The organism is Bacillus sp. OV166 (assembly GCF_900177675.1).
GTDB lineage: Bacteria > Bacillota > Bacilli > Bacillales > Cytobacillaceae > Neobacillus.
The window spans coordinates 26,827-44,876 of record NZ_FXWM01000002.1 but is presented as its reverse complement, the minus strand read 5'-3'; the positions used below and the strand labels follow the sequence as shown (position 1 = coordinate 44,876).

15 protein-coding genes and 1 riboswitch are annotated in these 18,050 nt (G+C 35.0%); of the genes, 11 read left to right on the top strand and 4 right to left on the bottom strand.

Features of this window, described 5'->3' with window-relative positions; genetic code table 11:
• Window positions 1–245 precede the first annotated feature (245 nt).
• Window positions 246–1,124 (top strand): aldose 1-epimerase family protein, encoded by an 879-nt coding sequence (locus CCK98_RS31955; RefSeq protein WP_088090654.1) that lies wholly within the window; start codon window positions 246–248, stop codon window positions 1,122–1,124.
• An 806-nt stretch (window positions 1,125–1,930) separates the two neighbouring features.
• Here the strand turns inward: CCK98_RS31955 and CCK98_RS31950 are convergent.
• Together CCK98_RS31950 and CCK98_RS31945 are read right to left on the bottom strand one after the other, a co-directional pair.
• Window positions 1,931–2,245, bottom strand: a complete 315-nt coding sequence (locus CCK98_RS31950; protein WP_088090653.1) for a multidrug efflux SMR transporter — start codon at window positions 2,243–2,245, stop codon at window positions 1,931–1,933.
• Window positions 2,245–2,586, bottom strand: coding sequence for a multidrug efflux SMR transporter (locus CCK98_RS31945; RefSeq protein ID WP_088089883.1), 342 nt, complete (start codon window positions 2,584–2,586; stop codon window positions 2,245–2,247). Before CCK98_RS31945 ends, CCK98_RS31950 begins: the two co-directional genes overlap by 1 nt.
• A 66-nt stretch (window positions 2,587–2,652) precedes the next feature.
• Window positions 2,653–2,750: riboswitch (guanidine-I (ykkC/yxkD leader) on the bottom strand.
• A 246-nt stretch (window positions 2,751–2,996) separates the two neighbouring features.
• Between CCK98_RS31945 and CCK98_RS31940 the strand changes: the two genes are divergently transcribed.
• On the top strand, window positions 2,997–3,926 hold the full coding sequence (locus CCK98_RS31940; protein WP_088090652.1) for a DUF1259 domain-containing protein: 930 nt from the start codon (window positions 2,997–2,999) through the stop codon (window positions 3,924–3,926).
• Window positions 3,927–4,256: 330 nt separating this feature from the next.
• On the opposite strand, the gene CCK98_RS31935 is transcribed toward CCK98_RS31940, so the two are convergent.
• On the bottom strand, window positions 4,257–7,382 hold the full coding sequence (locus CCK98_RS31935) for an efflux RND transporter permease subunit (RefSeq protein WP_088090651.1): 3,126 nt from the start codon (window positions 7,380–7,382) through the stop codon (window positions 4,257–4,259).
• 443 nt (window positions 7,383–7,825) lie between these two features.
• On the opposite strand from CCK98_RS31935, the gene pssA reads away from it, so the two are divergent.
• The 9 genes from pssA to CCK98_RS31890 all read left to right on the top strand — a co-directional run bounded on the left by pssA (window position 7,826) and on the right by CCK98_RS31890 (window position 16,016).
• Complete coding sequence (gene pssA / locus CCK98_RS31930; protein WP_088090650.1) at window positions 7,826–8,317, top strand: CDP-diacylglycerol--serine O-phosphatidyltransferase; 492 nt, start codon at window positions 7,826–7,828, stop codon at window positions 8,315–8,317.
• Window positions 8,318–8,521: 204 nt separating this feature from the next.
• A complete protein-coding gene (locus tag CCK98_RS31925; protein ID WP_088090649.1) occupies window positions 8,522–9,814 on the top strand; it encodes a VTT domain-containing protein in 1,293 nt (430 codons plus the stop codon).
• Window positions 9,815–9,844: 30 nt separating this feature from the next.
• Entirely contained in the window at window positions 9,845–10,561 is a 717-nt protein-coding gene (locus CCK98_RS31920; protein WP_088090648.1) for a response regulator transcription factor, read from the top strand.
• On the top strand, window positions 10,539–11,918 hold the full coding sequence (locus CCK98_RS31915; RefSeq protein WP_088090647.1) for an ATP-binding protein: 1,380 nt from the start codon (window positions 10,539–10,541) through the stop codon (window positions 11,916–11,918). Before CCK98_RS31920 ends, CCK98_RS31915 begins: the two co-directional genes overlap by 23 nt.
• 167 nt (window positions 11,919–12,085) lie before the next feature.
• Window positions 12,086–13,276, top strand: coding sequence for an MFS transporter (locus CCK98_RS31910; RefSeq protein WP_256942605.1), 1,191 nt, complete (start codon window positions 12,086–12,088; stop codon window positions 13,274–13,276).
• 308 nt (window positions 13,277–13,584) lie between these two features.
• The gene (locus CCK98_RS31905) at window positions 13,585–14,010 is read left to right on the top strand and encodes a hypothetical protein (RefSeq protein WP_088090646.1); all 426 of its coding nucleotides are present in this window, start codon (window positions 13,585–13,587) and stop codon (window positions 14,008–14,010) included.
• Window positions 14,011–14,166: 156 nt separating this feature from the next.
• The gene (locus CCK98_RS31900) at window positions 14,167–14,670 is read left to right on the top strand and encodes a DUF2716 domain-containing protein (RefSeq protein WP_088091073.1); all 504 of its coding nucleotides are present in this window, start codon (window positions 14,167–14,169) and stop codon (window positions 14,668–14,670) included.
• Between the two features lie 284 nt (window positions 14,671–14,954).
• Window positions 14,955–15,299 carry a hypothetical protein gene (locus tag CCK98_RS31895; protein ID WP_088090645.1) on the top strand — a complete coding sequence of 115 codons (345 nt, stop codon included), beginning with the start codon at window positions 14,955–14,957 and terminating at the stop codon, window positions 15,297–15,299.
• Window positions 15,300–15,584: 285 nt separating this feature from the next.
• Window positions 15,585–16,016 (top strand): DUF4395 domain-containing protein, encoded by a 432-nt coding sequence (locus CCK98_RS31890; protein ID WP_088090644.1) that lies wholly within the window; start codon window positions 15,585–15,587, stop codon window positions 16,014–16,016.
• A gap of 659 nt (window positions 16,017–16,675) precedes the next feature.
• Here the strand turns inward: CCK98_RS31890 and CCK98_RS31885 are convergent.
• A complete protein-coding gene (locus CCK98_RS31885) occupies window positions 16,676–17,950 on the bottom strand; it encodes an IS110 family transposase (protein WP_088090643.1) in 1,275 nt (424 codons plus the stop codon).
• Window positions 17,951–18,050 lie beyond the last annotated feature (100 nt).

Sequence of the window (18,050 nt, the reverse complement as noted above, 5' to 3'; positions counted from 1 at the left end):
AAGACACGAGTTAAAAATATTTCTATAGATCTTTAAAGGACAAAAATAAAATGTAAGAGCTTATTTACACAAGCAATAATTACTGTCTGAAGAGCACGAGGTAGCAGGAATAAAGCTAGCTACATTGGTAAACATATAAGGTTATCAGGATTTATGATAAATTAAAGACTCTTTCCTATGTGCAGTGGAGTCTTTCAGAATAATAAAAGGAAGTAATTCCAGACCAGAGAGATGAGGGAAATAAGATGATTGTAATTGAAAATGATTGGTTGAAGGTAGGTATAATAAGCAATGGAGCAGAAATTCGTAAAGTGAAGCATAAGAAAAATGGGCTAGATTATATGTGGACAGGGGATGACGCCTATTGGGGACGCGTCTCTCCGGTATTATTTCCGATTGTTGGACGGTTAAAGGAAGATCGATATCAACTGGATGGTCAGACCTACAAGATGTTACAACATGGCTTTTTACGTGACGTTGTATTCGATGTGGATGAGCAGACAACAACAAACGTTTCTTTAGTGTTTGAGTCTGCTGGACGCTTCATTAATGTTTATCCTTACGAATTTAAAGTTTTTATTCGTTATATACTCAAAGGGGACTCACTCATTGTTCAGTGGGAAATAGTGAATGAAAGCAAGGAAGAGATGTATTTTTCAATTGGTGCACATCCTGCATTTAAGATTCCGCTTGTAGAAAATGAAACAATTGAGGACTACAGTTTAAACTTTAATCCAGCAGCAAATAAGAATGTGATTGAATATGAGCTAAAGAATTCTCTTATTCATGAGAGAGGAACTGCTAATGATATTTCAACGATTCAACTCACTCACTCTCTATTTGCACATGATGCCCTCGTTTACAGCAATATCGAACAAATAACACTGGTATCTAATAAATCGAGACATGGCGTAGAAGTAATGTTTGAAAATTTTCCATTTGTTGGGATTTGGTCAAAATATATGGACGCAGATGGTACTATGGCGCCGTTTATTTGCATTGAGCCGTGGTACGGCATTGCCGATACATATAATACATCTGGGAACATGAAGGAGAAATTTGGAGTGAATATGCTTGAAACAGGAGAAACATTCCAAGCTGAGTATAAAATGAAGTTTAAATAATAGTAGAGAGATGCACTCAAAATCTTCATTTAAGCTAAAGGGAATCATAATGAACGAAACACCCACTTAATGTAGATTGTACTTCCCATAGTGTTACTACCAAAAAAATAAACCACCTGTAACTGAGTTTGATACGTATCAGTCAAGTGCAGTGCTTTTAAGCACACCGGGTAAGGATTATTTTACTTATATCACTTATTTAACTAAAGGGTGCTTGAGTTTAACAAAGGGGTGCTGCGGCGGCCTTTTTTTTGTTCCACTAACAGTGCAGGTTAGTTGAAGAACAAGAGGAAAAGATAATTTTTTTAATGTCGTGATTGACATCTATTGTGCACATTTTAAAGTGGTCTATTTAGTAATAATTAAAGAAAACTTTACGACTTTTTAATCTAAACTAAATAAATAAAGGCTAGAATTATCGTAGTAACCAGATGTAATCCCCGAAAAAAATTAAGGAAAGACAAATATTATTCGTAATGGAAGGATGATATTTATGTATATTTCCTATTGAAACTTTCAAGGCGGTATTAATAATTTGGTGGTAGTAAAAAGCAGTGGAGTGGTTACAACAAGTTTAAAAGATAAGGAAACAGCTATAAGAACCCATAAAAGAAAATTAAAAGATTAAAGGCTAAACAAAAGTGAACAAAACGAACATAATGTGTAATAGAAGAAAAGGAGCTTGTTCCACTAACAAAGCAGGTTAGTGGAATAAGAAAAGCCCCATTAATAATAAGTTGAATTAAAGAATAGGCTTTTCTTATTCCATTATGATAGGTAATATATAATACTTATCCTTTTTTCCGTTATGATACAAGTTTTAATCCTATTGCTGCACATAAAACCATCGTTATGAAGACCAATCTTTTCCAGTCTTTTGGTTCTCCGTATAAGAGCATTCCTAATATTGCTCCACCAGACGCTCCAATTCCTGTCCATATTGCATAAGCTGTTCCCATAGGGAGTGTTTGCATTGAATAAGCTAGAATGATGAAACTTGCTCCAAATCCAATAATTAATAGAATCAAGGATTTCAAATTACGGTCCTTATGAAGTTTATTTATCATAGCAACACCAAACATTTCAAATAACCCTGCTAAGATTAAAGAAAACCACGCCATTAGGAATCAGCCCCTTCCTGAATCTTATCCTTTGTAACTAATTTCAATCCAATTACACCTGCTAGTAACAGTAATATCAAAAGTGACTTACTCACTTTAAATGGTTCTCCAAACAGTATAATTTCAGCAATGACAGTGCCTGCTGTACCTAGTCCTACGAAAACTGCATATACAGTTCCAACAGGAAGTTGTCGTCCCGCCATAATCATCACATAGAAGCTGATAATAATAGATATAACTGTTCCAGCCCAAGTCCAAAAGTCATCTGCGTGTTTTAATCCAATAACCCAAAATACTTCAAATAGAGCCGCAACAAATACTTTAATCCAGTTTGCATTCATTTAAACATACCTCCAATTTTATTCTTTACCAAAACAAAAAAAACCTGGGAGATAACTGTAAACAGTTTCTCCCAGGCTTTTATCCTTCCGTGACACAGCATAGCTGTGAGTTCTCTCTCGGACCAGACCAACATTAAAGTTACGGAACCCTAGAAAACATTTGGCTTATGCAATTAGTTATAAATTATACACACATTTATATATTAGTCAATACTAAAATTATCGGAAATTAGAAAAGTAGGATTGTGAAACATTATACTTAAACTATAGAAGCAGGTTAGTGGAAGAAGGAATTGGATAATTATAGTTATCCGAGTTGTTTGTTAAAAATTTAATGTGCAAGAAAAAGCAAAAAAAAGGAAATTCTAAATAGGATAAGATCGATTATACACCCAAAGGAGACTTATTCTATGCACATACGAAAATATAAGATAATAACCTGTTTATTAGTTGTTGTTTTAATTGGTAATTTTACAGCGAGTACCTTAATCTATGCAAAGAACTATTCACCCTACCGTTTAGCTACGGCTGATCTTTCATCACAATGGAAACTTGTAGAGAAAGAAATAGGAAAAACAGGTGAATTGAGGAAAGATGAAGTTTTTTATATCAGCCTACCACGAAATGATTTGAAAGTAAGCGTCAAGGGTATGCCAATACGTACAGGATTGGCATTAGGGGGATGGGTAGCTTTTAAACAAGTGGCAAACCAAGCGATGGTTATGGGTGATTTAGTTCTAACGGAAAAAGAAATTAAACCAGTTATGACTGAATTGCTTCAACAAGGAATTATGGTAACTGCGATACATAATCATTTATTAGATGAATCACCTCGGATAATGTATATGCATATTGAAGGACATAGTAATGCTGTTCAATTAGCGAAAGCGATTCGTTTAGGTTTGAAACAAACCAAAATAAATCTGGATCAAAAAGGTCACTCGTATTCCTTTTCAATTGATAATCAAAAATTAGATAAAATCTTTAAACATAAAGGTACCGTTTCAAATGGTGTTTATCATGTAAGTATTGCTCGGTTAGAAAAAATAATGGCTAACGGAATGGAAATTCCTCCTGCTATGGGAGTGGCAACAGCAATACATATACAGCCTACTGAAAATGGGAAAGAAGCCATAACTGGTGATTTTGTACTTACTTCTGAAGAAGTAAATCCAGTTGCAACAATATTACGTAAACATGGTATCGAAGTAACTGCTTTACATAATCACATGTTAAGAGAGAATCCACGTCTGTTCTTTATGCATTTTTGGGCAAATGAAGATCCTTTCAAATTGGCAAATGCATTGCGTGAAGCCTTAGACAAAATTCATAGTATGTAGATTTTTATAAAAACAGATTGAATAATAAGTGAATTTTACAGCGAACCCCAATTATTTATTTTACGAATAGGATTTATTTTTATTAGCCGTTCTTGTTCAACTAACGGGGTGCTTGAGTTCAAGATGGGTTGCTGCGGCAACCTTTTTTTGTTCCACTAACGAAGCAGTTTTTGAAGAGCGATTATCGATTTTGCACTTTATTTTTTAGTTAATTCCTTGTTTTATTTGTTAAAGAAGCGAACCCAAATAAAAAAACAAGGCACTTAATTTAAATAAGTGCCTTGTTACATCAAAAACTAGTTCTATGATTGAAATACCTTACAATATTTATTAGCTCATACTTTTTTCTTTTGGTGTATTAATGTTTTTAATTCCTGCTTTTTTATGCAACCACTCGTAAATGATTGGGATGATAATAAAGCTGTTAATTGTTGATGTTACCATACCTCCAATTACCACAATACCGAGGGTTTGAGAAATAACCGTATCCGCATTATGTGAAAATGCAAGTGGGAACAATGTAAGGACTGTCGCTGCTGCTGTCATTAAGATTGGTCTAATCCTTGAAAGACTACCATTCAACACAGCTTCTTTAACAGGCATTCCCTCTTTTCGATTTCTTTCGATTTTGTCAATTAACACAATACCGTTTGTTACAACAATACCTGTAAGCATTAGAATTCCGATTAAGGCAGCCAAGTTCCATTCGCCGTGGAATAGAATTAATGCTATCACGACACCACTTAAAGCAAGTGGGATACTTAAAAGTACTGATAATGGAGCTTTCCATCCTTTGAAAATTGTAGAAGTAATGAGCAAAACTAAAAGGATAGAAAATGCTACGGCAACGGACATATCGAAAATCATTTGTTTTACTTGTTCAGTGATTCCTCCTAATGAATAGGTTACATCTTTAGGAAGTTTCAAGCTGCTTAGAGCTTTATCTGCTTCGCCTGACACTTTGCTAATATCATTCGATGTAATCTGTGCTGTTACAAGAGAGAATGGTTGACCATCTCGTTCGCTAATCGTTGAAGCAGACTGGTCTTTTGTAATCTTTGCTAGTTGGTCAAAACGGACCATTTCACCATTGTTCCCATTAAACGTTTCAGCAGCAAGAGATGCTAAAACATCATCCGCAGAAGCATTTAACGTAATTGTAGAGTTTGCTGTTGTTGCAATTTGATCTAAATATTGGTCCACAGGAAGGGCTTTATGATCAACTGTAATCGTTGCGTCCTTAGATGAGGACATGTAACGATTAATAACGGTCAGAATGTCAGCAACTTTAACCCCTTTATCTTGAATTGCTTTTTGGTCAAATATAACCTTGTATTTTGGTGAAGCATTCGTTAAATCTACTTTTCCATCAACACTTAGGTTTTCAATTTTTGATAAGTTAGATCTTGCTTCTTGAGCTACTTGATCCAAAGTTGCTTGGTCTGAACCAGTAAACAGGATACGCATTTGTGAGTCATCACCAGAAATGTTCTGGCTTGTGACAGTATATATCACTTTTTTAGATAATGTCGGAAGCTGTTTTTGCAACTCTTGAATAACAGAGTCTGCATCCTTGTCGTTTTTCAAAACAACAGATAAATTGGCGACATTTGGATAGATTATAAAACCTCCACCTTGGTCAAACACGTCATCACTTTGTGGTGTCATGGTGGAACCAAAATTGGATGAATATGCATCGACTTTTGAATTTTCTTTTAATGCTTTTTCGATTTTTTGGACTTCAGAATCTACTTGAACTAACGTGCTTCCTTTTGGCAATTCTGCTTTAATGGCAATTTGTCCAATTTTTCCACTTGGTAATAAGCTTACTGGAAGAAAAGCAGAATAGATACCAGCAGCTAAGAAGACTAAGATAGAAACAATAATCATTGCTTTTTTATGTTTAAAAGCAGATTGCAAGATTGGTTTCATTTTTGAATCGAGTTTGACAGTTTGTTTTTCCCCGTCTCCACCCTTCCATCCCATAAAAGCAAGTGCAGGGATGACAAGCATCGCAACAAAGAATGAAATGATTAATGCAATTACGACTGACCAGGCAAATCCACTGTAAGATGCACTGATGACGCCGCCAACAAAGGCGATTGGAATATAAACTGCAATTGTTGTTAACGTAGAACCTAATATCGCAGGAATCATTTCTATTACAGATGATGCAAGAATGGAAAGCAGAGGTTTATCCTTCGATTCTTCCCGTTTTCGATACATGTTGTCCAAGATAACAATGGAATCATCGACAATACGCCCCATCGCTACAATCAAACCAGAAACCGTTAAAATGTTTAACGTGATACCCATTGACTTTAAGAAAGCAGTTGTAGCTAACAATGAAATTGGCAGCGAAATCGCAATTAATAATGTACTTCTAACATTTCGGAAGAAGAAGAACACACAGATCATTGAGAATAAACATCCAAGTAGTCCTTCTCGAACTAATCCGAAAAGAGAACTGTTTAATTCTTTTTCTCGGTCAAGTAAAACTTGGAACGAAACTTCTTTTGGATTTACCGTATCCAAGTGAAGGTGTGAAACACGGTCCTTTACTTGAGCTGCAACATCCGTGATATTTGCCGATGGTGTTTTGATTACATTTAAAGTAACACTTGGTGCTCCCTTTGTTCTGGAGACGGTTTTAACGTCATTTAAGGAATGCGTTATGGTACCAAATGCTGAAACAGGAATTACTTTTCCTTCCTTATTCTTAATCGTTGCGTTTGCCATGTCCTGTGGAGTCAATTGTAATCCATCAAAAGATACTGGTATTGATAATTGGTTGTTTACAATAGTCCCCTGTGGCATTGATGGAACAGCCAAAGCAAACGATTTATTCACATCATCCAATGTTAATCCGTTTTTCACTAGGTCTTTCATGCGGACAGTTAATACATATCCATCTTTTGCTCCCCCAATTGCGGATACATCCGCTACACCAGGAACAGATTTTAATTGTTTAACAATTTCTTGTGTTGCATTGGAACGTAGTGTTTGTTCATCCAATTTTGAGCTTGTTAAACTGTACGTCAAAATTGGGAATGAACTTGTTGTTAATCGTGTTACAGAAGGTGAGCTTGTTATCGTTGACGGAAGGTCTGCATTTGCCAGGGCTTTGTTTACTTGATCCTCCGCTAGTTTCATGTCTGTATTCATCGGAAAATACAAACTCATAAATAATCCACCATCATAAGAAGTGGTTTCCACATTGGATAAACCATCGACTGTTTTTACGGCACTTGCCAGATTATCGGTCACTTGCTGTTTTACCTGAGCTGATTGATACCCAGGTACTCTCATGCTAACCGAAAGGGTCGTATTGTTAATTCCAGGCAAATAATCTCGTTGCATTTGGAAAGCGGAAATACCTCCCCAAGCCAAGATGATAACAACACACACAATCATAAGAATGGCTCTTTGCATGGTTGCTTCTACTAATTTTTTCATTGCTTTACCCCCCAAAATCTTTTTATATAAATTAAACCCAAATAACCGTATAGTTTTCTGTGGTGAATTCAAGAATGGTACTGCAATCAAATTGGGCAATTTAAAGTATACAAAACGAACTTGTACGTTCCCTGAATAAAACATTAAAAATTCATGAAGTTGCAAAATGAATATTTGGTCAGGACCGTTTTTATTTTGAATCTTAAGGCAAGTGATTTACTGAGTGGCTTATGTATTTAGTGCAGTGTGAGGCACAGGGATTGTTTTTCCTTTGAATCTCCCGCATTTTAAATTTGGTTAAAATCAATATCAAAAAATAAGAAATTTGTGCAGGAAGAACAAAATTTTTTTCATTCTATATCATGTCTTTTTAAGAATAGCGGAAGAATATATAGAAAATGCTACTTAAGTGCAGATGATTTGTCATCGTCAGGGGGTCTACCTTGTTCAATCATATAGTAAAAGCTGTACCCAATTTATTTACGATTGGAAATTTATTATGCGGTGTTCTTTCAATTACTTTTAATATGAGTGGCTTTTTAGAAGTAGCCTCCATTTTTATTTTCTTTTCGGCTGTTTTAGATCTTCTTGACGGGAGGGTTGCGAGAAAATTAAAAGTGAACAGTGAATTTGGCGTAGAATTGGATTCCTTAGCTGATATTGTTAGTTTCGGAGTTGCTCCAGTACTTTTATTTCATTCGTTAGCAGCACCATCAATTTTAACTTCTTTGGCGTTTATCCTTTTCCCAACGATGGGGGCAATAAGATTAGCTAAGTTTAGTGTTAAACCAACCATTGGGTATTTTAAAGGTTTACCCATTCCAGCTGCTGGATTGCCATTGGCTGGTATGGGATTCTTTTTATATAGCAATGCATGGATTACCTTATTCCTCGCTCTGTTAATGGTAAGTCCAATTAAGGTTAAACAACTTTAATTTTAATATCCATTGTAAAAAAGCTGATAACCTTTTCGAAGGGATTAGCTTTTTTATTTTATCCATCAACCTTTTTGTTCTCTTAAAACCAGATTAAGAATTCATTAATATGGAAATTGAATTCATTTATCGTGCTACATTGTATTTAGAACTAAATTTGAATTGACTTTAGTGTTTCTTTTTATAAATATTGGAGGCATAATTATGTCACATTTAATCACTTTATTTGAACAGCACAGTTATCTGATTCTATTTACAGGAATCTTTCTAGAGCTTTTGGGACTACCTATTTCAGGCGAATTTTTAATGAGCTACGCTGGTTATTTTGTATATCAAGGCAAAATGAGTTACATTTTGGCACTCCTGACAGTCTTTGTATCAGGCGGTGCGGGTATTACTGCAACTTATTGGATTGGTAAGGCAGGAGGATATAAATTGATTGAAAAATACGGAAAATATGTCCACTTGGGACCAGAAAGATATAAAAAAACTTCGGATTGGTTTGAGAGTTCAGGCAGCAAACTGTTGGTCTTTGCTTATTTCATTCCAGGGATTAGGCATTTCACTGGTTATATTTCAGGTATTTCAAGAATGCCTTTTCGAAAATTTATTATTCCTGCTTATACAGGTTCATTTTTATGGGGATTTTGTTTTATTACCCTAGGAAAAGTATTGGGACCTCGTTGGGAGCCCTTTCATAAAGCAACCAGTAAATATTTCATTATATTTATTCTTGTTTTTGTTATATTTTTAGCAGGTTATTTAGCCTATCGGTTTTATAAGAATCAAATCAAGGACTTTTTTATTCGTTTCATACAACGGTTGTTGAATCATCTAAAAACCATTAGAAAAATAGAGATCTTTCTTATTTTTCTCACTTTAGTGTTAATCGGTATGGTTACCTTGATGCTGGGAATGGCTCAAGACTATTTATATAACGACTTTGCTCAGTTTAATGAAATAGCAGAATATATGGTCAAGTCTGCTATTTATATGAGTTGGATGAAAGGGTTTTTAGTATTCCAACCTCCGTTTGCACTTGCTAGCATTATTGCGATAACCATCATTCGAATTTGGAAAAAGGGACGGAACAGGGTTCTTGAATATCTTCTTCTTGGGGTTTCCATAGGGGGTACAAAACCCTTTCATGATGCCATAATTAAAACATTTTCATACCTTCAATCATTCGGGTTTGTAGGAAAATTTCATTCCGCAAATTTTCCTGACATAAATGCTACGATTATGATTATCGTTTACGGAACCTGCTTGTTTTTACTTGTCCGTCATTCGAAAAACAAGTATTTACCCATATTTGGTCCTTTATTTGGATTAATTTTATTAATAAGTCTGGCGGTTGTAAATATTGCTTCTGCCCATAACCTTCCAAGTGATATTGTGGGTGGTTATGTATATGGCTGTGTATGGATATTTTTTAACTTCTTGTTGTTTGAAATGCTACGGCTTGTTTTGGACAGGCATAAAGTAGAGTATGATTAATGCTTTAGTGGTAGAAGGGGCGAATGTGAAGTGAAAACGCATATTTTAGTAATCGAGGATGAAACTCAAATTGCTCGTGCCTTAAAAGTGGAATTGGAGTATGAGGGTTTTCAAGTAACAGTAGAACATGATGGTAAAGCAGGATTAGAAACCGCCTTACAATCCGAAATCGACTTGATTTTATTGGATGTGATGTTGCCTGGGTTAAGTGGAATCGAGGTACTAAGGAGATTTAGAAAGGAAAACAGTAATACTCCTGTTATTCTTTTAACAGCTCGAAATACAACATTTGATAAAGTAGCGGGATTGGATCAGGGAGCTAATGACTATGTAACAAAACCATATGAAATTGAAGAATTATTAGCGAGAATTCGTGCCTGTATTCGCAATATTCCTGAAAAATTGGAATCAAAGGAAGAATCATCCTTATTGACAGTTGAGGACCTGATAATAAACACGGATTCAAGAGAAGTAAAAAGGAATGGAAAAGCCATTTCATTAACACCAAAGGAATACGACTTCTTGGTTTATTTAGTAATGAATAAAAATAAAGTAGTTACACGGGATAACATTATAATTAACATTTGGGGATATGAGTACGAGGGTGACACCAATGTAATTGATGTCTTTATAAGACACTTAAGGAAAAAAATTGATGAAGGCTTTTCTTTCCCTCTAATTACAACCATTAGAGGGATTGGTTTTACCATAAAGGAGAATACGGATGAAGATTACAACAAAAATTAATCTTTTAACAACTGCTTGGATGCTGTGCATATTAATGCTCATTAATTTCGTTGTCTTTTTTTTATTTATGAAAACAACGGTAAATATGGAAGAGGCTGTCCTTGTTCAAAAGTCAGGAGATATTCTAAAAGACATCGATACAAATCAATCTTCTAGTACCATTGAGGGAAAATTAAAAGATTATTTAACCGACCATTCATTTATCAGAATCATACAACCGAAAAACAAGGTGATTCATGAAGTAACGAATGATTTGAAACTCTCAAAAAAAATTAAAGGAAAATACACGAAGACAAAGCAGTCTCAAACACGTTTGATCTCGGCGGAAAATGGGGAAGAGCAAGTTTTGATCGTTCGAATTCCTATTAATAATGGAAATCAAATCAATGGGAGTTTGGAAATTGGGGAAAGGTTAATGGGTTTAGAAGCCAGGAAAGAACTCCTTCGTGCAATTTTAGGATTTTGTACATTATTAGCAGCTTTGTTGTCAATAATCGGTGGAAGATGGTTAGCAAATATGATTATGAGACCCATTTCCAATATGATAAAAACCATGGAAGAAATTGAAATGAGCGGTGTTCCTAAAAAGATAAACTTTCAAAATGAGACGAAAGATGAACTCCAAACAATGGCAAGTACATTTAATCGGATGATTGATAGGATCCAAGAAAATTTGGTGAGGCAATCACAGTTTGTTTCTGATGCATCACATGAATTAAAGACACCATTAACCGTCATTAAGAGTTATGCAAATATTTTAAGAAGGCAGGGGTTAGAAAATAAAGAAATGGCTGACGAAGCCATCCATGCCATTCATTCAGAGGCAACCAGAATACAAAAAATGGCTGAAACTTTTCTAGACATAGCTAACTTAGAGAAAGAAAATATATTAGAAATCAATGAAGTTGATTTGGTATCTTTAAGCGAAAGCATTCTAAAACAACTTAAAGATGTATATAAAAGAGAAATAACATTGCGTTTTGAAGGAAATCCAATCACTATTTATGCGGATGAATTAAAGATAAAGCAGGTAATCATAATATTGCTAGATAATGCTATGAAATATAGTAATGAAAAAATTGAGGTCTTTTTAGAAAAGAATGAAAAACATGCAATTATTCATGTGAAAGATTATGGTATTGGAATCCCAGAAGAAGAAATAGAACATATTTTTGAACGGTTTTACCGAGTGGATAAAGCAAGAAACCGAAAAACTGGTGGTTATGGTTTGGGACTACATATAGCGAAAAGTATTATGAAACTACACAAAGGTGAAATTAAGATAAAAAGCAAAGAAGGATCAGGGACGAATGTAGAATTGCTTTTACCAATTAGTAATGGAAATATTGATGATTAATGTTTTTTCATTTCTTTTTAGATTGTTAATGCAATAAAAGAGAAGGAATTCAAATATCCTAGAAGAACGGGTTATGATTCCAATCAATGTGGTACAGCACTACTGCATGTATGGCTAACTGGTGGTGCTTTATAATCCATTTTCAAAAAAGTTAATAGAGGTGAATTATGGAATCAGAGAGACAATCGAAAAAACAATTTTTCGGATTAAATTCAGTGATTTTTGTCCTTGGAATGGTAAGTCTTTTGACAGACCTTTCGAGTCAGATGATTGTTCCTATCCTTCCACTATATTTAACTTCAGTATTACACGTACAAGTCGGGACTGTGGGCATTATCGAAGGGATTGCTGAGAGCACGGCAAGCATTTTAAAGTTTTTCTCAGGGTGGATTTCTGACCGATTTGGCAAAAGAAAATTGTTAATGGTTGGAGGTTATGGACTATCCAATCTGATTAAACCTTTTTTCGCATTTTCAACATCCTGGGGTCAAGTTCTCTTTATTCGGTTTGCAGACCGTTTTGGTAAAGGGATTCGTACATCCCCACGAGATGCCATCCTTGCAGATTCCACTACAAAAGAAGAACGTGGAAAAGCATTCGGATTTAGAAGGTCAATGGATACCCTGGGTGCAGCTCTTGGACCTTTTGTGACCTACTTAATTCTTACTCTATGGAATGGCAGTTATCAGGCTGTATTTTGGTTATCTGCTATTCCTGGATTAATGGCAACTCTGCTCCTCATCATCTTCTTAAAAGAAAAAAGAAATCCAATAAAAACACCAAGCAATGTAAAAAGGTTGCCTAGGATTAGCTTCAAGGGGCTTAATTCACGTTTTGTGTGGTTCACACTTATAACTACACTCTTTACCATAGGGAACTTCTCTGATGCGTTCCTTATCTTACGAGCAAAAGACGTTGGTATGGCTGCCGAATATATTCCACTGACTTATTTTGCATACAACATAATTACAAGTATATTTTCTACTCCATTTGGTATGATTTCTGACCGTATCGGTCGCCGACCCGTTATAATTACAGGTTATGTAATGTTTGCACTCATTTATCTCGGCTTCGGTCTGGTACATACTGTCTTTGGGATTTGGATATTATTCTTTATTTATGGGCTGTACTATGCCACTACTGAAGGTATTCAAAAGGCTTATGTAGCAGATATGGTACCAGAAGGGCAACGAGGTATGGCTATGGGAACATTTAATGCATTAACTGGTATAGCTACATTACCAGCAAGCGTAATGGCAGGGTTTTTGTGGCAATCATTTGGTGCTTTTACAGCTTTTGGTGTGAGTAGTTTACTCGCAATTATTTCTGCATTGCTAATGTTAATCCTTCGTATATAACTGGGGTGAAAAAAATGAACCTAAAAATAAATAACTTGCTCTTAAGTTTGATTTATATTTGAAAATTACAACGATAGTACTGGTTTCAGGTGTAAGGTTTACACCGCGTTGTAATATCAAAATATTAATGGTAGCTTACTCTCTTTTTATGCGAAAAAAGAAATAAGCAAGATTGTGAAGAAATGTACTTAAAGTAACGGGTGCAAGAGTTGAAGAAACAGCTGCCATACTGGTGGCTGTTTCTTATTGTCCTAACGAAGCAGGTTATTTAATAAGAATACTTACATAATAATATCGGAGGTGTTGTAATGATCACGGTTAAAAATGCTGAAAGTTACCTTAAAGATAAGATTGGTGAAGATACCGATGATATAGAAAAAGTTTGGGAAACATTTAAGGCTTTTTGTAAAGAACCAGTTGAGGGAGAAGAAGGAAAAGAAATTCTATTTCAATGTGGTGTTTATGATTTTACTGGAGAGGAACTATTTTATTTTGATTTTGTACGCCAGTTTACTGTTTATGAAGAAGACGAATATTCTCATATGGAACAACTTCATTGTGAATTTGTATTTAATCCATCAAATGAATTAAAAAAGTTAGAAGAATCAGAATTTTATTTTGAAGAAAATGGAGACATAGATGACTACTTTAAGGATATAGAAAAACTTCAGGCGTTTAATATACCGTTAAAATTAAAGCCGATAAAATTAGAAATATACCAAGAAGAAATTTAAATCTTATTTCACTGACGGGTGCTTTAGTGAAGAAAGGGATCGTCATTTGATGGTCCCTTTTTGTGAAGGAATGTACTTAAAGTAACGAGCAGGATAGTTGAAGAAGGAATGGTATAATTATCCTTAATTAGAAGCGGTGTTTTGGGGGGATTTAATATTAATAATTGGATTGAACTTACACAATCTGAAGAAAAAAGTGTATGGAAAAAGGTGTTTAATGAATTTCAATTTAAACCCAGCATTACTAAATTTCCGTCATTTATTGTACCAAGTCCATTCATCACATATAATATTTCAGCTTATCTAAATTGGTCAGGAGATTTAGAGGAATATGAAGAGATTTATAAAGACCTTGAGGAGAAATCATTGTTTTCCTTTCAAGAATTGATAAGTAAAGATGAATATTTTTATGCTTTAGATTGGCAACACCCTTGTTATTGGGTTAATCCTTTTTTGGAGTTTCCAAGAGACGAATTTAATGACTGGACAATATCTATTTTCCCAAATGGGGATTATTATTTCTTTATACAAAAGGAGTTTAACTGGGGATTTTTAGGTCATCCCTGGGAAAAGACCATAACTGTATTCGGTAAGGAACTAATACAAGCGTTTGAAAAAAACCATCCTAGAATGTTTAATACTATTTTACGGATTGGTTAATCTTAACCTTGTTGAACTAACGGGTGCAAGAGTTAAACAAGGGGTCGGTACTGCGATCCCTTTCATTTTGCACTAACGATGCAGGTTAGTATAAGTAAACCCCCAATTATATTATATGTTAAAATTAGGTAAAGAATAATTTTAAGGAGTGAACCCAAATTTTACCTAAGAAAATCATTAGTGCATCTATTTCTGGTTCTATATATGCTATTATTTTTGGTTTTTTTATTATCCCTTTTACTGATGGATATACAAACTCCTTTAAAGAATACCTACTATCATCAATGACAATGACAACGATGGTGATGATGTTTAGCTTTCCAGTTATTTTATTCTATGGTATTCCAGGTTCTATCATAAGTGATAAGATAGGAGGATATTTATCCAACAAGGCTAAAGGAAGTCGGTTAGTGGTTTTTACTTCTGCCACTTTACATATCATTTTTGGCTTAGTCTTGCTTTGGGTTAGTCTCGTAGCAGCAATATTATATTTTATTGTAGATAGGTTGATTGGTAACCTTAATAAAACACTTGGGTGGAAAGAGGCAATCAAAAGTTTGGCAATACCAATGATTATTTTAGTTATATTTTATGGATTAGCCTGGATAAGTAGACTTTTCTACAGCTAAGGAAACTCTACGGTTGAAGTGAAGTTTGTGAAATATTCTACTTAAAGTAACGGGTGCTTGAGCAAAACAAGGAGTTGTAATTGCGACTCCTTTTTCTTGTTCCACTAACGGAGCAGGTTAGTCGAAGAAGTAGTGCTAAAATAAGGTTAAATTTTACCCTGTTGGAGGTCTTAAAAATGAAGAAACCAGTTGGAGTTCAATCATTTTCTCTTTTTTTCATAATAAAATAGAAAAAAGAGAAAAATCAAAGTAAATTAAAAAAATCGATAAGGAAGGTTGGATTTGATGGGAAGTCAAGTACGTTCAGTTCCTCGTCCGCTTGTGCGAACAAATCAGTGGTTTATAGTGGGGTCTGTATTGTTTACATGGATAACTAAGCAAGAATGGATCCTTGCTATTCCTATCTTAGCAGGTTTAATGGGCTTATTTTTTGAATTTAATCCTGTAATGCGTTTAGCTAAGCTGTTTTTTAGAAAGCACCCTTCACAATATATTCCTGAGGAATGGGATCAGCAGCAATTCAATCAGATAATTGCGGTCATTTGTCTAGCAGGGGGATTAATAAGTTTTCTAATGAATTGGACCATTTTAGGTTATGTCTTCACCATTATGGTTGCTGCAGCCGCATTTATTGCAATTTTAGGTTTTTGTGTTGGTTGTTATATAAGATTTCATTGGAAACAATACCAATACAGAAAATCTTTAAATAAACAATAAATAAATGTTATGGTTGAGGCAGGAAATATTGTTCATTTTCTGTCTTTTTTAATAATTAGAAATACAAAAAGGTGCAATTGTTAAAGATCACTAGGTGCTTCGGCAGTTATTTTGTTTTTCAACTAACGGGTGCGATACTTCAAGAAGGAGGTCGCCTTTTTTCTTTTTGCACAAGAAAGATTGTGAATAATTGTACTTAAACTCCCTCAGTTTAATACGATTTTCTCGCAAATGCTCGCTAATTCGCAGGATTTCATAACCCTTGGTAGTAGATTGCAGTTTAAATGTAATGAATTAAGACCAATATGGCTTCGTGAAGGCATAGTGAAATAAAGGAGTAATAAAAAACTCCATATTTTACCATATGATGTACATTCTCCACGCCGCCCCTGGAGGCTTTCCCTCCCATGTCTCAACGGGTCATTTGCCCTATCATTCCTTCGTCATGCCTATCCAAGGGGTGGAGGCCAGTTATGCTAACGGGATGGGTCAGTGCCCTTTTGTTTAAGTAATCTGGTACTCCGTACATATTTGAAATCCTACGAATAAGCCAACATTCGATAAGTGTAAAATTAACATTCACTCTTTATTCTTATTTATTGGAGTTTCCCTTTCGGGGAAACTAGAACTAGTAAGTGTTTCTAAGAATCTAATAGTTTTTATGCTGCTAAAGAAGTTATAGGTTGTAATTTTTCTGGACGATAGGATTCATTTCGTTTAGCTATTCCTACAAATACCCGAGCCAGTTTACCAACCAATTTCATAATTGAATTCATCTTCTTGATTTTTTTCACCTTAACATTAGTGGCATGTAAAGATTTAAACTCAGGGTTGTTCATGACTAGGCTCATCGTCGCTAAGTAGAGAAAACGCCGCAGTCTAGACCTTCCACGTTTAGAAATGACAATTTGACCTTTCCACTTACCCGAGCTTGCTTCAGCTAGGTGTAATCCTGCATGACGTAGTAAAGAATTCCCGTGGGAAAAACCACTTAAATCTCCAGCTTCTCCTAATATACCAGCCAATGAAATCTCACTAATTCCTTTAATGGTAAGCAATTGATGTGCATAAGGAATTTGTTTAAGTGCTTCTGTGACTTGTTGTTCAACTCTTTCGAGTTGTGTTGTTGCGAGATCATATTCCTCTAGTAATTGTTGTAGATGAAATTTATAAGCATCAAGTGCTTGCCTAGTGCCGATCGAACGTTTAGCTAAATGAATAAGTAATTGGGCTTTTTTTAATCCAGGCTGTCTCTTCATCAATGACTTCCACCCGATAACAACGTTATGAGGTTGTATCGAACGCAATTCCATCGGGGTAGGAAATAAGCGAAGAGTTGCGATTGCCCCTTTACCTTTCACGTCTTTAAAAACTTGTCGGAGCTCTGGAAAGACAACATCTACCCAACGATTTAGCTGGTTGATTGAACTAACGAGTCGCTTAACAATCACGTCACGGTTAGACATAAGAACTCGAAGTTCTTCAAATGATTCAGAAGTTGGACGAACGATGGAATAGTAACCATTCTTCACCATATCAGCGATAACTAGTGCATCTTTTTTATCGCTTTTGGACTGGGTATTATCTCGGTTCTCTTTATTCCTTTTTACATGGTACGGATTTACTGTTACTACATCAATATTCTGTTCGAAAAGCCATTTTGATAGATTAATCCAGTAATGTCCCGTAGGTTCCATGCCGACTAAAGCTGTATCTAAGTTATTTGTCCTTTTTAGTTTGTTAATCCAGTGCAATAAAATAGTAAATCCATCTTCGTTATTTTCAAATGTAAGAGGATCGCCGACTACAATTCCACGGAAATTCACTGCTCGAGCGAAGTGAAATTGTTGAGCGATGTCTATACCAACAACGAGGTGTTTATCGGAAATTCTTTCTATTAGTTGATTTTGTTTGTCTTGCATTTTAAACTTCATAGTAGGGGTTCCTCCTAAGGTTTTGAGTTAGAGTGGTGTCTATACTCATATCTTACTGAGGAGCTCTTTTTTTATCAAAGTCAATAATTAACTCTCTACA